Annotated in this window: 15 protein-coding genes; all 15 read left to right on the top strand. The window is 63.9% G+C overall.

The window, feature by feature from the left end:
• Positions 1-9 precede the first annotated feature (9 nt).
• Positions 10-1071 carry a dTDP-glucose 4,6-dehydratase gene (rfbB, locus tag DID96_RS15875; RefSeq protein WP_124600242.1) on the top strand — a complete coding sequence of 354 codons (1062 nt, stop codon included), beginning with the start codon at positions 10-12 and terminating at the stop codon, positions 1069-1071.
• Between the two features lie 11 nt (positions 1072-1082).
• Positions 1083-1976, top strand: a complete 894-nt coding sequence (rfbA, locus tag DID96_RS15880) for a glucose-1-phosphate thymidylyltransferase RfbA (protein ID WP_124600243.1) — start codon at positions 1083-1085, stop codon at positions 1974-1976.
• A complete protein-coding gene (rfbC, locus tag DID96_RS15885; RefSeq protein ID WP_124600244.1) occupies positions 1961-2512 on the top strand; it encodes a dTDP-4-dehydrorhamnose 3,5-epimerase in 552 nt (183 codons plus the stop codon). Before rfbA ends, rfbC begins: the two co-directional genes overlap by 16 nt.
• Positions 2509-3405, top strand: a complete 897-nt coding sequence (gene rfbD / locus DID96_RS15890; RefSeq protein ID WP_124600245.1) for a dTDP-4-dehydrorhamnose reductase — start codon at positions 2509-2511, stop codon at positions 3403-3405. The genes rfbC and rfbD overlap by 4 nt, the downstream gene beginning before the upstream one ends.
• 28 nt (positions 3406-3433) lie before the next feature.
• Complete coding sequence (locus DID96_RS15895) at positions 3434-4267, top strand: ABC transporter permease (protein ID WP_124600301.1); 834 nt, start codon at positions 3434-3436, stop codon at positions 4265-4267.
• On the top strand, positions 4257-5675 hold the full coding sequence (locus tag DID96_RS15900) for an ABC transporter ATP-binding protein (RefSeq protein ID WP_124600246.1): 1419 nt from the start codon (positions 4257-4259) through the stop codon (positions 5673-5675). The genes DID96_RS15895 and DID96_RS15900 overlap by 11 nt, the downstream gene beginning before the upstream one ends.
• 91 nt (positions 5676-5766) lie before the next feature.
• Positions 5767-6906: an acyltransferase gene (locus DID96_RS15905; RefSeq protein WP_260463915.1), complete on the top strand. Its 1140-nt coding sequence runs from the start codon at positions 5767-5769 to the stop codon at positions 6904-6906.
• Positions 6903-7994 (top strand): dTDP-L-rhamnose 4-epimerase, encoded by a 1092-nt coding sequence (wbiB, locus tag DID96_RS15910; RefSeq protein WP_124600248.1) that lies wholly within the window; start codon positions 6903-6905, stop codon positions 7992-7994. The genes DID96_RS15905 and wbiB overlap by 4 nt, the downstream gene beginning before the upstream one ends.
• A gap of 59 nt (positions 7995-8053) precedes the next feature.
• Complete coding sequence (locus DID96_RS15915) at positions 8054-8938, top strand: glycosyltransferase family 2 protein (RefSeq protein ID WP_185732273.1); 885 nt, start codon at positions 8054-8056, stop codon at positions 8936-8938.
• Positions 8939-8941: 3 nt separating this feature from the next.
• A complete protein-coding gene (locus DID96_RS15920) occupies positions 8942-10669 on the top strand; it encodes a methyltransferase domain-containing protein (RefSeq protein WP_124600250.1) in 1728 nt (575 codons plus the stop codon).
• Between the two features lie 50 nt (positions 10670-10719).
• Positions 10720-12564, top strand: coding sequence for a glycosyltransferase family 2 protein (locus tag DID96_RS15925; RefSeq protein WP_124600251.1), 1845 nt, complete (start codon positions 10720-10722; stop codon positions 12562-12564).
• A gap of 61 nt (positions 12565-12625) precedes the next feature.
• The gene (locus tag DID96_RS15930) at positions 12626-13456 is read left to right on the top strand and encodes a glycosyltransferase family 2 protein (RefSeq protein WP_260463910.1); all 831 of its coding nucleotides are present in this window, start codon (positions 12626-12628) and stop codon (positions 13454-13456) included.
• Complete coding sequence (locus tag DID96_RS15935) at positions 13453-14418, top strand: SDR family oxidoreductase (protein WP_124600252.1); 966 nt, start codon at positions 13453-13455, stop codon at positions 14416-14418. The genes DID96_RS15930 and DID96_RS15935 overlap by 4 nt, the downstream gene beginning before the upstream one ends.
• 5 nt (positions 14419-14423) lie before the next feature.
• Positions 14424-15440, top strand: a complete 1017-nt coding sequence (locus tag DID96_RS15940; protein WP_124600253.1) for a glycosyltransferase family 4 protein — start codon at positions 14424-14426, stop codon at positions 15438-15440.
• Between the two features lie 12 nt (positions 15441-15452).
• Positions 15453-17333 (top strand): nucleoside-diphosphate sugar epimerase/dehydratase, encoded by a 1881-nt coding sequence (locus DID96_RS15945; RefSeq protein ID WP_124600254.1) that lies wholly within the window; start codon positions 15453-15455, stop codon positions 17331-17333.
• Positions 17334-17371: the final 38 nt, after the last annotated feature.

The following is a 17371-nucleotide window of genomic DNA, read 5'->3' on the forward strand; positions in this document are numbered from 1 at the left end:
GGGAGCTTCATGATTCTGGTGACCGGCGGTGCAGGTTTTATCGGTGCCAATTTTGTACTCGACTGGCTGGGTCAATCCGACGAGGCGGTACTCAACGTCGACAAGCTGACCTACGCAGGCAACCTCCGTACGCTGCAGTCGCTGGAAGGGAATCCGAAGCATGTGTTCAAGCGCGTCGACATCTGTGATCGCACCGCGCTCGATGCTCTGTTCGCCGAGCACAAGCCGCGTGCGGTGCTGCACTTCGCGGCCGAAAGTCACGTCGATCGCTCGATCCACGGCCCGGCTGATTTCGTGCAGACCAACGTCGTCGGCACGTTCACGCTGCTCGAAGCTGCGCGCAACTACTGGAACGGCCTGAACGACGCCGACAAGGCTGCGTTCCGCTTCCTGCACGTGTCGACCGATGAAGTGTTCGGCTCGCTGTCCGCCACAGATCCACAGTTCTCCGAAACCACGCCTTACGCGCCGAACAGCCCGTATTCCGCGACGAAGGCCGGCTCCGATCATCTGGTGCGTGCCTATCATCACACATATGGCCTGCCGACGCTGACGACGAACTGTTCGAACAACTATGGCCCGTACCAGTTCCCCGAGAAGCTGATTCCGCTGATAATCGCGAACGCGCTGGGCGGCAAGCCGCTGCCGGTGTACGGCGACGGCCAGAATGTACGCGACTGGCTCTACGTCGGCGATCACTGCAGCGCGATCCGCGAAGTGCTCGCACGCGGCGTGCCGGGCGAGACGTACAACATCGGCGGCTGGAACGAAAAGAAGAACCTCGACGTCGTGCATACGCTGTGCGACCTGCTCGACCGCGCTCGGCCGAAGGCGGCGGGTTCGTACCGCGACCAGATCACGTACGTGAAGGATCGTCCGGGCCACGACCGCCGCTACGCGATCGATGCGCGCAAGCTCGAGCGCGAGCTCGGCTGGAAGCCTGCGGAAACCTTCGAGACGGGGCTTGCGAAGACGGTTGACTGGTATCTCGACAACCAGCCGTGGGTCGACGAGGTGGCGTCCGGCGAATACCGCAAGTGGGTCGAGACGAACTACGCGGAACGCACTTGAGGACTCAAGCGATGGCACGTAAAGGCATCATTCTGGCCGGCGGTTCGGGCACGCGCCTCTATCCGATCACGCACGTCGTCTCGAAGCAGCTGCTGCCCGTGTACGACAAGCCGATGATCTACTATCCGCTGTCGACGCTGATGGTCGCGGGTATTCGCGACGTGCTGATCATCTCGACGCCGCAGGACACGCCGCGTTTCGAGACGATGCTCGGCGACGGCAGCCAGTGGGGGATGAACATTCAATACGCGGTGCAGCCGTCGCCCGACGGGCTCGCGCAGGCGTTCATCATCGGCAAGGACTTCGTCGGCAACGATCCGTCCGCGCTGATCCTCGGCGACAACATCTTCTACGGGCACGATCTGGCGAAGCAGCTCGAGCGCGCGCATGCGCAGGAAGCCGGCGCGACCGTGTTTGCCTACCATGTGCACGACCCGGAGCGTTACGGCGTCGTCGAGTTCGACCAGTCGTTCCGTGCGCTGTCGATCGAAGAGAAGCCCGCGAAGCCGCGTTCGAACTATGCGGTCACGGGCCTGTACTTCTACGACAACCGCGTGTGCGACATCGCGGCCGACATCAAGCCGTCGCCGCGCGGCGAGCTGGAAATCACCGACGTCAACTCGCGGTATCTCGCGGACGGCGCGCTCAATGTCGAGATCATGGGGCGCGGCTATGCATGGCTCGATACCGGTACGCACGATTCGCTGATCGAGGCGGCGAGCTTCATCGCAACGCTGCAGAAGCGGCAGGGGCTCGTCGTGGCGTGTCCGGAGGAAATCGCCTATCGCCGGCACTGGATCGATGCGGAGCAAGTGCTGAAGCTTGCGCAACCGCTCGCGAAAAACGCGTACGGACAATACCTCATGAACATTCTCACGGATCAAGTCGCATGGCCATCCAAGTAACGGCAACCGCATTGCCTGAAGTCAAGATCATCGAGCCGAAGGTGTTCGGCGACGCACGCGGATTCTTCTATGAGAGCTTCAATGCGCGTGAATTCGCCGAGCAGGTCGAGCCCGGCGTCGAGTTCGTGCAGGACAACCATTCGCGCTCGTCGAAAGGCGTGCTGCGCGGGCTGCATTATCAGATCCAGCACGCGCAGGGCAAGCTGGTGCGGGTCGTCGAGGGTGAAGTGTTCGACGTCGCCGTCGACGTTCGCAAGCGCTCGCCGAACTTCGGCAAGTGGGTCGGCGTCGTGCTGTCGAACGACAATCACCGGCAGCTGTGGGTGCCGCCGGGCTTCGCGCATGGCTTCGTCGTGCTGTCGGAGGCCGCGCAGTTCCTGTACAAGACGACCGACTACTGGTTTCCGGAATTCGAGCGCAGCATCGTGTGGAACGACGCGGAAATCGGCATCGACTGGCCGATCGATTTCGAGCCGCTGCTTGCCGCGAAGGACGCGGCCGGCAAGCGACTGAGCGAAGCCGAGGTCTACGCATGAAGATCATCGTGACGGGGGCGAACGGGCAGGTCGGTTGGGAATTGACCCGAAGCCTGTCGGTGCTGGGGAACGTCATTGCGCTGACGCGCGAAGGGGCGGATCTGACGCGCCCGGATACGCTCGCGCGCGTCATCGACGAAATCAGGCCGGACGCCGTCGTCAACGCCGCGGCATACACCGCCGTCGATGCGGCGGAAACGGATGCCGCCACGGCGAATACGGTCAACGCGGAAGCCGTCGGCGTGCTGGCTGAGGCGACTCGGCGCGCGGGCGGGCTGTTCGTTCACTATTCGACCGACTACGTGTTCGACGGGACCAAGACCGCTCCGTATGTCGAATCGGATCCGACCTGCCCGGTGAACGCTTATGGCGCGACCAAGCTCGGTGGCGAACTGGCGGTCGCGCAGGCGGGCGGTGACTGGCTCATGTTCCGCACGACGTGGGTGTTCGCTGCGCGCGGCAAGAATTTCCTGCGCACGATGCTTCGGCTTGCGAAAGAGCGCAAGGAGATGAAGGTGGTGGCCGACCAATACGGCGCACCCACGTGGGCGCGCTCGATCGCCGACGGCACCGCGCAGGCGCTGGCCGCCGCGATGCGCGAACGCAAGGCCGGGGCCTTCGAATCCGGCCTCTATCACATGACGTCGGCAGGCCAGACTTCCTGGCACGGGTTTGCCGAGGCTGTCGTTGCGTCATGGCGTGCGGCGCCGGACGCCGCGCCGCTGGCAGTGGAGCAGATTGCACCGATCCCGACGAGCGCCTATCCGCTTCCCGCGAAACGCCCGGTGAACTCGGTGCTGTCGAACGCCGCGCTCAACGCGCGTTTTGGCGTCGAACTCCCCGACTGGCGCACGGCCGTCGATCTGTGCGTCAAAGATCTGCTTTCCCAATAAGTCAAGCGCGGTAATTCTGTATCAGGCAATGTCAATAATTCGTGCCTTCATCTCTACACCCCAGGCGCTGTTACATACGTTTGTGGGAAATGCGTCGCTCATCTGGCAGATGACGAAGCGGGAAGTGGTCGGGCGATACAAAGGCTCGATGTTCGGCCTTGCGTGGTCGTTCTTCAACCCGCTGCTGATGCTTGCGGTGTATTCGTTCGTGTTCTCGTTCGTGTTCAAGTCGCGCTGGGGTGGCGGTGCGGAGGATCAGGGCCGCGCGCAGTTCGCGATGATGCTGTTCGTGGGGATGACGATTCACGGCTTGTTTGCCGAGTGCGCGAACCGGGCGCCGACCCTGATACTGAACAATCCGAGCTACGTGAAGAAAATCGTGTTTCCGCTGGAAATACTCCCCGTCGTCGCGTTGCTGTCCGCGTGCTTTCATGCGCTCGTCAGCATGGTCGTGCTGCTGCTGGGCTTTTTGCTGTTCAAGCATTTCATCTTCGCGACGGTGCTGTTCCTGCCGGTCATCTTGCTGCCGCTGATGCTGATGTCGCTCGGCGTCGCGTGGTTCCTGTCGGCTACCGGGGTGTTCGTCCGCGACGTCGGGCAGATCACCGGTCTTCTGATGACGGTGCTGATGTTTCTTTCTCCCGTGTTCTACCCCGCTTCATCGCTGCCCGAGAAATATCGGATCTGGCTGGAGCTCAATCCGCTGACGCTGTTCATCGAACAGGCGCGGGCGATCCTCCTGGAGGGACATTTGCCGGATTTCGGTGCGCTTGGCCTCGCGCTTCTGGGCGGTATTGCCGTCGCATCCCTGGGCTACAAGTATTTTCAGATGATGCGGAAGGGGTTTGCGGATGTCCTCTGATTCGCTCGTGATCAATGTCGACGACGTCAGCAAGCACTTTCGTGTTTTCGGGAAGCCGGCTGACCGGCTCAAGGCCGCCATGCGTCATCGCATGGCGCGCTTCGGGAAGCTGGTCCCGCAGCGTCTGCTGGCGGGCAGCGATGCCGCGGAATTCCACGCGTTGCAGCACGTGTCGTTTCAGGTGCGCAAGGGTGAGACGATCGGCATCATCGGACGCAATGGCTCGGGGAAATCGACGCTGCTGCAGATCATTTGCGGCACCCTGACGCCGTCGAGCGGGCAGGTGGCGCTCAAGGGGCGCATGGCAGCGCTGCTGGAGCTCGGCGCCGGGTTCAATCCGGAATTCACCGGGCGCGAAAACGTGTTCATGAACGCGGCGTTGCTCGGGTTGTCGCGCGCGCAGATCGAAGAGCGCCTCGACAAGATCTTCGCGTTCGCGGACATCGGCGACTTCGTCGATCAGCCGGTGAAGACCTACTCGAGCGGCATGTACGTGCGGCTTGCGTTCGCCGTCATCGCCCACGTCGACGCAGACGTGCTGGTAATCGACGAGGCGCTGGCGGTGGGCGATGCGTTCTTCACCCAGAAGTGCATGCGCTTCCTTCGCGAGTTCATGGAGCGGGGGACAGTCCTGTTCGTGAGCCACGATACGAATGCGGTCGTCAATCTGTGCAGCCGGGTCGTGTGGCTGGATCGGGGCGTCGTTCGCGAGATCGGGCCTGCGAAGGAAGTGTGCGAATCGTACCTCGAAGCGTTCTACGACGAGCAGCATCGCGCGTCCGGCAAGCAAGGCAGCAAGCCGGCCGGGCGCAGCAACTTCGTGCGCACGATCGCGGAAAGCGACGTCCGCGATCAGCGCGCCCAGGTCATCAATGCGTCGAAGCTGAGAAACGACGTCGAAGTGTTCGAATTCAAGCCCGATTCGCGGCATTTCGGCCTCGGCGGCGCGGCGGTCGAATACGCGTGCGTCGAAGATCAGGACGGGGCCCGGATCAACTGGGTGGTCGGCGGCGAAATCGTGTGCATTCGTGTCGTGGTGAAGGCGTCGCAGGCACTCTCCCGTCCGATTGTCGGCTTCATCGTGCGCGACCGGCTCGGGCAGAACCTGTTCGGCGACAATACGTTCGTGACGACGCACAACGAACCGTTTGTCACGGGCGCGGACGAAACCTTTACGGCGAAATTCGTATTCCGGATGCCGATTCTGCCGGTGGGCGATTATTCGATCACGGTCGCCATTGCGGACGGCACGCAGAGCGAACATGTCATCCACCAGTGGGTGCATGACGCGATCATGCTCAAGTCCCATTCGACGAGCGTCAGCACTGGGCTGATCGGCATTCCGATGCAGGAGGTCGCTTTGGAGCGGCACGTTGTTCACGACACGGGGGCGAGCAATGCGCTCTGATATCCCGGCGACGGTTACCGGCGGACTGGACCTGACCGCGTCGGCCCGCACCAAGGGCGCCGCGCACGCTGCGAAGGACGTAACCGTCAAGATGCCGAACGATCGCCTGTCGAGTCATGACAACGGGTTCGGTCTGCTCCGCCTCTTCTTCGCGACGATGGTGCTGTGGGACCACGCGTTTCCGCTGGGTGGATTCGGGCGCGATCCGATGTGGCATCTGACGCTGGACCAGGATTCGATGGGCGGGATCTGCGTGTCGGGCTTCTTTGCGATCAGCGGTTTCCTGATCGCCAAGAGCGGCATGCGGGCCGACCTGCTGCAGTTTGCATGGCGCCGATGCGTGCGCATTTTCCCGGCGTACTGGACGGTGCTCGTGATTACCGCGTTTGGCGTGGGACCCGTGATCCATTATCTGGACGCGGGTACGCTGCATGGGTACTGGAATACCGTGATCGGCGGCCCGCTCGGATACGTGGTGAACAACTGGAACCTGTGGATCGGCCAGTACGGTATCAACAGCCTGCTGCGCGATACGACGCCTTACGGCAAGTCGGTGTCGGCGAGCGTGTTCAACGGATCGATCTGGACGCTGATCTATGAGGCGCAGTGCTACGTGATGGTGGGCATTTTCGCGGTGTTCGGCCTGCTTTCCGGGCATCGGCGGGTCCTGCTCGGCATCACGGTCGCGGCATGGATGCTGCTGGCGCTTCAGACCGTCAACCCCGCGTACCCGGGGAAGCTCGTGCCGTGGCTCGACGATCCTCACGTCGTTCAATACGGCGCGATCTTCCTGATGGGGTCGTGCGCGGCGGCTTATTCGAAGCAGCTCCCGATTACCGACAAGCTGGGTGTTTTCGCGATCGGCGTCTATCTGCTCAGCCTGTTCAAGGGCGGCTATTTTCTGCTGGGCTATCCGGCAATGGTGTACGCGATCCTGTGGCTCGCCTGCCGGTTGCCTGGCTGGGCGCGCCGCATCGGCGCGAAGAACGACTACTCGTACGGAATCTACGTGTTCGGGTTCCTGGTTCAGCAATTGCTCGCGTATGCAGGCGTCTACCGGTACGGGTTCGCGGTGTTTCTGGCCGCGTCGGTATTTTTCACGTTTATTTGCGCGTGGTTCAGTTGGCATCTGGTTGAAAAGCGCGCGCTCGATCTCAAGGATTGGGGACCAGGACGTGGTTGGCAGTTCGTTTTGGCTGGATTGAATTTGAAGAAAGAGGAAAGGCAATGAGCGACGTAAAGGCAAGCTGGGTCGATGGAAAGAAGATTCTCGTCACCGGTGGTGCGGGATTCATCGGCTGTGCGATTTCGCAGCGGCTGGCGCAGCGTGCGAGCCGCTATGTCGTGATGGACAATCTGCATCCGCAGATCCACGAGCGTGCGGTGCGGCCGAGTGCACTCCATGAGCGGGCCGAACTCGTCGTGGCGGACGTCACCGACGCCGACGCGTGGGACGCGCTCCTCGGTGATTTCCAGCCCGACGTCATCGTCCACCTCGCGGCGGAAACCGGCACGGGGCAATCGCTGACCGAGGCGAGCCGACATGCGCTCGTCAACGTCGTGGGCACGACGCGGATGACCGACGCGCTGATGAAGCATGGCGTCACGGTTCAGCACATCCTGCTGACGAGCAGCCGCGCCGTTTACGGTGAAGGCGCATGGCAGCGGCCGGACGGCACGGTCGTCTACCCCGGCCAGCGCGGACGCGCTCAACTCGAAAGCGCGCAATGGGATTTCCCGGGAATGACGATGCTGCCGTCGCGTGCCGATCGCACGGAGCCGCGGCCGACGAGCGTGTACGGTGCGACCAAGCTCGCGCAGGAGCAGGTGCTGCGTGCGTGGGCGCTCGCGACGAAGGTGCCGCTGTCGATTCTGCGCTTGCAGAATGTCTACGGGCCGGGGCAGTCGCTCACCAATTCGTATACGGGCATCGTCGCGCTTTTCTCCCGACTGGCGCGTGAAAAGAAGGTCATCCCGCTGTACGAAGACGGCAATGTCACGCGCGACTTCGTGAGCATCGAAGACGTCGCGGATGCGATCGCTGCGGGCCTGGCGCGCGAGCCGGAGACGCTTTCGTTCTTCGATATCGGTTCGGGGACGGCGACCAGCATCCTGCAAATGGCGCAGACCGTCGCCGACTACTACGGCGCGCCTGCGCCGACGGTGACCGGCGCGTTCCGAGACGGTGACGTGCGCCATGCCGCGTGCGACATCGATGTCTCGCTCGCGAACCTTGCGTGGAAGCCTCAATGGTCGCTGGAAGCAGGCGTTCGCCAGCTGCAGGGCTGGATCGCGCAAGAGCTCGATCGCAAAGACTAATTCAATCGTAGAGGTTACGAGTGCCACTGCACGATACGACAGTTACCGGACCCGCATCACTGCGGATTCAGTCGATTCTGTACAACAACACCCAGGAACACATCGATAGCGCGCTCGAAAGCATTGCGCGCGCGGCGGATCTCGCCATCGGTGCGGGTGTCCTGTCATCGGTGGAAGTCGCGATCGGCGATTGCTCGCCGAATCCGGTGTTTACGGCCGAAGTGATCGAGGCGCGCGCCATCAAGTATCGCCCGCAAGGCATCGGTCGTATCGACTACACGTTTTTCGACGCCAATCTCGGGTCCGCCGCAGGTCATAACCGCTTGCTGGCGGACCTGAATACTGATCTGGTGCTGATCCTGAATCCGGACGCACTGATGGCGCCCAACATGTTCATCGAACTGGTGCGGCCGATGCGCAAGCCGGGCGTGGGGATCGTCGAAGCGAGACAGATCCCGATCGAGCACCCGAAGGACTACGATCCGACGACCGGTGAGACGAGCTGGGCGGCGACCGCTTGCGCGCTCGTCTCGGCCGCAGTGGCAAAAGAGGTGAACGGGTTCGATTCGGAATCGTTCTTCCTCTATTGCGACGACGTCGACTTCTCGTGGCGGGTTCGGGTGGCGGGCTACAAGGTGATCTTCCAGCCGTCCGCCGCGCTCTTTCACGACAAGCGGTTGTCGACCGCAGGCAAGTGGATCGTCGGCGGCGCGGAAGAGTATTACTCGGCCGAGGCTGCAATGATCCTCGCCCACAAATATTCGAACGGCGCGCTGGCGGATCGCATCGAGCGCCAGTTGCTCGCTCACGGCAGCGACGCCGAAAAGAAAGCCGCGCAGAAATACCGCGACCTCAAGAATTCCGGCAAATTGCCGGCGCCGATCGATCCCGACCACCGCGTGGCGCAGTTCATCGACGGAAATTACGCGAAACATCGGTTCTAAATCATGAAATCGGCAACTTATCAATTCGGCTACCGCGAGAATTCGGTGTACAGCAATGTGGTCGCGCTGATTGCGGAATTCGGTGCGCGTGATGGCCTGCATCTGGATATCGGCTGCGGTTACGGGGCGATTGCGGAGCCTGTCCGTGACCTGGGACTGACGTATGTCGGCTTCGATACGGATGGCGATGCGCTGCAGAACATCCAGTCGCGCGGGTTCGCAACGGGGCAAGTCGACCTGCAGCGTCTGGACGACGCGTTCGCGCAAATCGAAACCGTGGTAGCGGGCCGTCGCGTGACGTCGATTTCCGTCATCGACACGCTCGAGCACATTACGAACGGACCGGCGCTCCTCGAGCGTCTGCGCGCGTATGCCGACAGTCACGCGATCCTGCTCGTCGTCGCCGTGCCGAATGCGGGCCACCGCGATCTCGGCATCAAGCTGCTGACGGGCCACTGGGACTACACGGTCGCGGGCCTGCTCGACCACACGCACGTGATTCACCATACCGACCAGCTGCTCGCGCGCATGGCCAAGCGCGCCGGCTGGCACGAAGTCGGCGCTCGGGACTACTTCATGGAGGCGAGCGATCAGGCGTTTCCGCGTGCACATCCGATGCTGACCGGGCACACGCCGGTATCGCGCTACCTGTGGCAGATCCGCGGCTCTGCCGATGGCTTCGGTACCGTCAACGAGTTCGTGCGCGCCTATTTGCCCGGCGCACGGCACGACGCGGTCCAGTTGCTGGCGGAACAGCGGGCGCAGCAGCCGTTCCTGTCGATCGTCACGCGCACGCAGGGCAAGCGATTGGGCAACCTTCGCGATGTCCTGCTTTGCCTGACCGCGCAGACCTGCCAGGATTTCGAAGTCCTGGTGATGGCGCACAAGGTCGAGGAAGAGCCGCTGTTCGCAGTCAAGCGGATCGTGGAGGATCTGCCGGAATCCATCCGGGTGCGGGTGCGCGTGATCCAGTGCGAACGCGCCGGGCGTTCGTCACCGCTCAACGACGGGTTCATGGCGGCGAAGGGTCGATACATCGCGATTCTCGACGACGACGAACTGGTGTTCGCCCATTGGGTCGAGACGTTCCGGAAGCTGGAAGAGAATGCATCGGGGCGCGTATTGCGCGCGACCGCCGCGGAACAGGACATCGTTTCCACCGGCAAGCGGCCCGACGGTGCGCTGGCCTACCGGACGGTTTCGTCGATCACGACGCCGTATCCGTCGAAGTTCGAGTTCTACGACCATCTGTCCCAGAACTATTCGCCGACGTTCTCCCTCGCATTTCCGCGCGTCGCGTTTCAGGACCTGGGCATCCGGTTCGACGAGTCGCTCGACACGGCGGAGGATTGGGATTTCGAAATGCGGACCGTGTTTCTGTGCGGCGTCGAGAGCAGCCCGGAAATCACCGGCATCTACCGGAAGTGGCGCACCGGCGAGTCGTCGTTCTCGGGGCATTCGCAGGAAGAGTGGAGCCGCGATTACAGCAAGATCCTCGCGAAGCACAACGAGCAGTACCATGTATTCCCGCCGGGCACGATCAAGATGCTGATCGATCAGCGCAACTGGATTCGCAAGCTGGAGTGCGACATCGCCGTGCTGCGGGGCAGTTCCCAGCTCGATCCGCTGCGACGATTCTTCATCAGGCATCCGCGCGTGTATCGGGTTGTGCGCATGGCTTACGACAATTCGCGACTTGTCGCGCGGAGAATCGTCCGGCGCTTGGGCTGATTCGAGTGCCATGACGGTGTTCGTGATCGTTCTCGATGGCAGGAACGCAGATGCGGTTTGACATCTCCATTGTCGTCTATCGGGAAGCCGAGGACACGCTGTCCGCGCTTCTCGAAAGTCTTGCCGCTCAAGTGTCCTGTCCGGACGTGCAGTTGCGGGTCTGGCTGCGCAACAACGACCCTGGCGATGCAGGTCGCTGGGATCGTTTCGTGCGTTCCGCCGCATCCTGGCCGTTCGACGTTTCGGTCAGCCATTCGCCCGGCAATGTCGGGTTCGGCGCAGCGCACAACGCCACCTTCGAGATGGGTGACGCTCCGTTCTTCTTCGTGCTGAACCCCGATGTCTGCCTGCATTCGACTGCGATATTCGTTCTGACGGAGGCCATCGCAGCCGCCCGGGACGACGTTGCCGCATGGGAGTTGCGGCAACTGCCGTACGAGCATCCGAAGCTTTACGATCCCGTCACGCTCCGTACCGACTGGATGACGGGGGCGGCGGTCGTGTTTCGACGCGAGGCCTACGCACAGGCGGGCGGTTTCGAGCCGCGCATTTTCATGTACGGCGAGGATGTCGACCTGTCGTGGCGGCTGCGAGCGGCCGGCTGGACTTTGTCCTACGTGCCGAAGGCGGTTGCCGTGCATCGTACGTATGCGACGCCGGGGGAGGTCAAGCCGCTTCAGCTGGTCGGGGGAATACAGGCGTCGTTGCAACTGCGCACGCGTTTCGGGTCATGGTTCGACGTGTTGCGCGGCCTCGGCTGCTGGCTGGTCGAGTTCGCGCGGCCGCCGCGCGTTGTGCGGGCACGGCGTCAGTGTGTCTCGATCCTGTATCGGTATCTGCGAACGATGTGGTATTTCCGTCGCACCGGAAAACCGTTTCGCAGCGCCGGGTTTCGGCCGGATTTTCGCTTTTGGGGATATGGCGACAGGCGCGACGGCGCATTCTTCGCGTTTGAAACCGACGAGCCCGATCCGGCGGCGTTGCCGCTCGTGTCGATTGTCGTGCGCACGCATCGCAGGCCTGCCCTGCTGCGTGAAGCGCTGACGTCGCTGCTGAACCAGACCTATCCTCGCATCGAAGTCGTCGTCGTCGAAGACGGTCCGGCAAACAGCGCGGCGATGATCGAACGAGAGTTCGCCGGCCGCCTGAACGTCCGTTATGTCGCCACGGGAGATTCCGTCGGGCGAAGCGCGGCAGGCAATCGCGGTCTTGCGCTGGCCACCGGCGATTGGCTGGGTTTTCTGGACGACGACGACCAGTTCTACGCCGACCACGTCGAGACGCTGATGCAGGTCGCGCGAGCGGGCGCGAATCGCGCCGTCTATGGTGCGTCCCACGAGATTCCGACGACATTCGTGCAATTATCGGACGACGTTGCCGAGTATCGTGAAGCGGCCGCGATGGTCATGTACCGGCCGTATTCCCGACTGTCGATGTGGCAGGAGAATCTCGCGCCGATCCAGGCCGTGCTGTTTCATCGCAGTCTCTACGCGGAATTCGGCGGATTCGACGAGGATCTCGATCAACTCGAGGATTGGGTGCTGTGGGTACGCTACTCCTGCGCGACCGACTTCACGTCGGTGATGCGGGTCACGTCGCGGTATCGCACGCCCATGTCGAGCGAGGTCGCGCTGACGCGGCAGGCCAGGCTGCATCACGCATACGCGCAAGCGGTCGAGCGGCAGCGCGCGATGCGCGTCACGCTGAGTCCGTTCGACGTGATGGACATGGCGGAGGAGCAGGCGCGCCGGCATGCGATCGTCTACTTATCGAGACGTGCCGCGCGCAACCTGCTTGTCCGGATCCCGTTCCTGAGACCGATGATGTCGACTCAGGCTGCGTGGCGCCGCAATCTGCGCGGGCTGCTGCGTCGCATGACGCGGGGCTCGCGATGATCGGACGCCGGCCGCGCGCTGCGCGCCTGCCGCGCACATTCCCGCCTTTGAGACTTCGAGTGTGATTCGTTTCGAACTGAACCATCTGTCGGTGTCGATCGTCGTCTACCGGCCCGATCTCGTCCAGCTCGGGCAGACGCTGACGAGCCTTGCTGCCGCCTGCGAGCGGCTGCGCGCCGCGCAGCCGGATCTGCCGGTCAAGCTCTACCTGATCGACAACGGCGGCCTGCCCGCCACGCCGGCGATGCTCGACGCACTTTCCTCGCGTGGCATCGACTGGGAAGTCGTGTCGGGCCACGGGAACGTCGGCTACGGCCGCGGCCACAATCTCGCGATCGAGCGAGCGGCCAGCCGCTTCCATCTGGTGCTGAATCCGGATATCGATCTCGATCGGGACGCGCTGTCGGCTGCGCTGGAGGCTTTCAACGCCGAACCGGCGCTCGGTTTGCTGACCCCCTGGATCGGTGACGACGACGGACATCAGCAGTTTCTCTGCCGGCGCTTTCCCGCCGTGCTCGACCTGTTCGTGCGCGGATTCCTGCCCGCCGGCGCGCGGCGCTTGTTCGCACGCCGCCTTGCGCGCTACGAAATGCAGGATCAGATCAACGGCCATGACATCCTGTGGGATCCCCCCATCGTCAGCGGCTGCTTCATGCTGTTCCGCACCGACGTCCTGAAGCAGCTCGGCGGCTTCGATCCGCGCTACTTCCTGTATTTCGAGGATTACGATCTGAGCCTGCGCAGCCATGATGTCGCCCGCGTCGCCTATGTCCCCTCCGTACGCGTGATCCATCACGGCGGCGGCGCGTCCCGCAAAGGCTTCGCACACATCCGCATGTTCGCGGCGTCGGCGTTCAAGTTCTACAATCGCTTCGGCTGGAGGCTGTGGTGACCCGCATCATCGTGACAGGCGCGAACGGCTTCGTCGGTCGTGCAGTCTGCCGGCTGGCGCTCGCGGCAGGGCACACGGTCACGGCGCTGGTGCGCCGTCCCGGCGGATGCGTCGACGGTGTTCGCGAATGGGTGCATGACGCGCCCGATTTCGCCGGGCTCTCCGACGCATGGCCGGCCGGCCTCGAAGCCGATTGCGTGATCCACCTTGCCGCGCGCGTGCACGTGATGCGCGACGAGTCGCCCGATCCGGCTGCCGCGTTCGACGCGACCAACGTTGCGGGCACGCTGCGCGTCGCCGAAGCCGCACGCGCGCATGGCGCGCGCCGCTTCGTGTTCGCAAGCAGCATCAAGGCGGTTGGCGAAGGCGATGGCGGCGTACCGCTCGCGGAGAATGCCACCCCGGTTCCGCAGGATCCGTACGGGCGCTCGAAACTGCGCGCGGAGCAGCAGCTCGCGCAATTCGGCGTACAGGCCGGGCTCGATATCGTGATCGTCCGTCCGCCGCTCGTCTACGGCCCGGACGTGCGCGCGAACTTCCTGCGGATGATGGATGCGGTGTCGCGCGGGATGCCGCTTCCGCTCGCTGCCGCCACGGCCCGCCGCAGCCTCATCTACGTCGACAACCTCGCGGATGTGCTGCTGTCGTGCGCGCTCGATCCGCGCGCTGCGGGCGAGTGCTTTCATGTCGCGGACGACGATGCGCCGTCGGTCGCCGGCCTGCTGCGCATGGTCGGCGACGCGCTCGGCAAGCCGGCGCGGCTGTTTCCGGTGCCGGTCGGCGCGCTGCGCGCGCTCGGCCGGCTGACCGGCCGCGGCGCCGCCGTGGATCGCCTGACGGGCAGCCTGCAGCTCGACGCCGGCCGCGTGAAGCGGGTGCTGGACTGGCATCCTCGCCACACGACGCGGCAGGGCCTCGAAGCGACCGCCGCGTGGTATCGTTCGCGCGACAACCAGAAATAGGCAACATGCATCTCGCGATTACTACGTGGCTCACCGCGGCCGCGGTGGCGCTGGCCGCTGCCGTTGCCTCGACGACGATCCTGCGTGCGCTGCTCGCCACCGGGCTCGCGTGGCGGCTCGCGACCGATATTCCGAACGCCCGTTCGATGCATACGCGCCCGACGCCGCGCGTCGGTGGATGGGGCATCGTGCCCGTCTGCGTCGTCGCGATGCTGGCCCTTGCGCCGCAGATGTGGCTGATCGCCGTCGCGGCGGCCGGGCTCGCCGCGCTGTCGCAGATCGACGACCGGCGCGGCTTGCCGGCCCGGGTGCGATTTGCCGCACACCTGGCGGCAGTCGTCGCGCTGATCGTCCTTTATCCGGCCGCCGCTCCGTGGTGGCTCCTGGCAGGCGTCGGTTTCGTGATGGTCTGGCTGACCAATCTCTACAACTTCATGGACGGCGCGGACGGCCTCGCCGGCGGCATGGCGCTGTTCGGCTTCGGCGCCTATGCGGTCGCCGCGCTCTCCGATGCGCATCCGTCCCCGGATCTGGTCGCCGGTGGCGCCGCGATCGCGGGCGCCGCGTTGGGCTTTCTGCTGCTGAATTTCCATCCGGCGAAGCTGTTTCTCGGCGATGCGGGCTCCATTCCGCTCGGATTCATGGCGGGGGCGCTCGGCTACTGGGGCTGGCGACACGGGGCCTGGCCGATCTGGTTTCCGGCGATGGTGTTCGCGCCCTTTATCGCTGACGCATCTGTAACACTCCTGAGACGTTTGTTACGCGGAGAAAAGTTCTGGCAAGCGCACCGGGAGCATTATTATCAAAGGATGGTGCGCTCCGGGATCGGTCATGCACGCACCGCCATTTATTGGTACCTCATCATGCTCGCAGGCATAATCGTTGCTCTGTGGGCGTTGGGCCGTCAGCAACTGCAGCAGTGGTTGCTGTTTGTCGCTTGGTACGGCGTCCTGGCATGCATCGGACTTGTGATCGACATGCACTGGCGCCGGATTCAGAAGGCCGCCGAAAACAATTCATGAGGTCTCCCGCCGATGTTGCGATCCAAAGCATCGTGGCTGTCATTCAGTGCTTTCCTGTTCGACCTGCTGGCGGTTGTCGCGGCATGGCTGTTCGCTTATCTCGTCCGGTTCAACGGCAGCGTTCCACCTGATTTCCTGAGCGGTGCGTTGACCGCACTCGTCTGGGTATTGCCCGTCTACGGGCTGACATTCCACGTGTTCGGACTCTATCGCGGCCTGTGGGTGTTCGCGAGCCTGCCCGACCTGATGCGCATCTCGAAGGCGGTCGTCGGCGGCGGTGTGATCGTGATGATCGGCGCCGTGATGTTCCAGCCGTCGCCGATCATTCCGCGTTCGGTGCTGCTGGTGTCACCGCTGATGCTGTTCCTGATCATGGGCGGTGCGCGCGCGTTGTACCGCGCGACGAAGGAGTTCTACCTGTACGGCGGGCTCGTCGGACAGGGCAAGCCGATACTCGTGCTCGGCGCCGGCACGGCCGGCGCGAGCCTCGCGCGCGAGCTGTCGCGCTCGGGTGAGTGGCGTCTCGTCGGCCTGCTCGACGACGACGTGACCAAACAGGGGCGCGAGATCTATGGCTACAAGGTGCTCGGTTCGTTCAACGACCTGAAACACTGGACCGATGCGCTGAAGGTCGAATACGCGATCATCGCGATTCCGTCGGCCACCGTCGAGACGCAGCGCCGGGTCGCGACGCTGTGCGTGCGGGCCGGCGTGAAGGCGATGGTGCTGCCGTCGCTGACGGCGCTGATGCCGGGGCAGGGTTTCCTGTCGCAGGTCCGGAACATCGACCTCGAGGATCTGCTCGGACGCGACGCGGTGACGATCGACACGCCGCACGTCGAAGCGCTGCTGCGCGGCCGTGTCGTGATGGTGACGGGCGCGGGCGGCTCGATCGGCTCCGAGCTGTGCCGGCAGATCCTGCGCTTCGTGCCCGCGCAGCTCGTCGCGTTCGACCTGTCCGAATATGCGATGTACCGGCTGACCGAAGAGTTGCGCGAGCGCTTCCCGGGCCAGCCCGTCGTGCCGATCATCGGCGACGCGAAGGATTCGCTGCTGCTCGATCAGGTGATGGCGCGCCACGCGCCGCACATCGTATTCCATGCGGCGGCGTACAAGCACGTGCCGCTGATGGAAGAGCTGAATGCCTGGCAGGCGCTGCGCAACAACGTGCTCGGCACGTACCGGGTCGCCCGCGCGGCGATCCGTCACGACGTGCGCCACTTCGTGCTGATCTCGACCGACAAGGCCGTCAACCCGACCAACGTGATGGGGGCGAGCAAGCGTCTCGCGGAGATGGCATGCCAGGCGCTGCAGCAGACGAGCGAGCGCACGCAGTTCGAGACGGTGCGCTTCGGCAACGTGCTCGGCAGCGCGGGCAGCGTGATTCCGAAGTTTCAGCAGCAGATTGCGAAGGGCGGGCCGGTGACGGTCACGCACCCGGAGATCACGCGCTTCTTCATGACGATTCCCGAAGCGTCGCAACTTGTGCTGCAGGCATCGAGCATGGGGCGGGGCGGCGAGATCTTCATTCTCGAGATGGGCGAGCCGGTCAAGATCGTCGATCTCGCGCGCGACCTGATCCGCCTGTACGGTTTCTCCGAAGGGCAGATCCGCATCGAGTTCACCGGGCTGCGGCCGGGCGAGAAGCTCTACGAGGAGCTGCTGGCCGATGACGAAACGACGACGCGCACGCCGCATCCGAAGCTGCGGATCGCGCGGGCCCGTGAAGTGCCGGACAACCTGCTCGACGAACTGCTGCCGTGGCTGATGCAGCATCGCGTGCTCGGCGACGACGAAGTGCGGCGCGACCTGCGGCGCTGGGTGCCCGAGTACCAGTCGGCGATCGCACCGGTGTTGCAGAGCGTGCCGAACCGCGCCGCGTCGAACGAGTGAAGTCCGCGGGCCCGCAGCGTCGCGGGCCGGGCCGGACC

Origin of the sequence: Burkholderia sp. Bp8963 (assembly GCF_003854275.1) — a bacterium.
Lineage (GTDB): Bacteria > Pseudomonadota > Gammaproteobacteria > Burkholderiales > Burkholderiaceae > Burkholderia.

Bases quoted from the DNA above. Each gene is read 5' to 3' on its own strand.
- rfbB (WP_124600242.1), top strand. From the start codon at position 10: ATGATTCTGGTGACCGGCGGTGCAGGTTTTATCGGTGCCAATTTTGTA.
- DID96_RS15895 (WP_124600301.1), top strand. From the start codon at position 3,434: ATGTCAATAATTCGTGCCTTCATCTCTACACCCCAGGCGCTGTTACAT.
- DID96_RS15945 (WP_124600254.1), top strand. From the start codon at position 15,453: ATGTTGCGATCCAAAGCATCGTGGCTGTCATTCAGTGCTTTCCTGTTC.
- rfbA (WP_124600243.1), top strand. From the start codon at position 1,083: ATGGCACGTAAAGGCATCATTCTGGCCGGCGGTTCGGGCACGCGCCTC.
- rfbC (WP_124600244.1), top strand. From the start codon at position 1,961: ATGGCCATCCAAGTAACGGCAACCGCATTGCCTGAAGTCAAGATCATC.
- DID96_RS15905 (WP_260463915.1), top strand. From the start codon at position 5,767: ATGCCGAACGATCGCCTGTCGAGTCATGACAACGGGTTCGGTCTGCTC.
- wbiB (WP_124600248.1), top strand. From the start codon at position 6,903: ATGAGCGACGTAAAGGCAAGCTGGGTCGATGGAAAGAAGATTCTCGTC.
- DID96_RS15920 (WP_124600250.1), top strand. From the start codon at position 8,942: ATGAAATCGGCAACTTATCAATTCGGCTACCGCGAGAATTCGGTGTAC.
- DID96_RS15925 (WP_124600251.1), top strand. From the start codon at position 10,720: ATGCGGTTTGACATCTCCATTGTCGTCTATCGGGAAGCCGAGGACACG.
- rfbD (WP_124600245.1), top strand. From the start codon at position 2,509: ATGAAGATCATCGTGACGGGGGCGAACGGGCAGGTCGGTTGGGAATTG.
- DID96_RS15940 (WP_124600253.1), top strand. From the start codon at position 14,424: ATGCATCTCGCGATTACTACGTGGCTCACCGCGGCCGCGGTGGCGCTG.
- DID96_RS15900 (WP_124600246.1), top strand. From the start codon at position 4,257: ATGTCCTCTGATTCGCTCGTGATCAATGTCGACGACGTCAGCAAGCAC.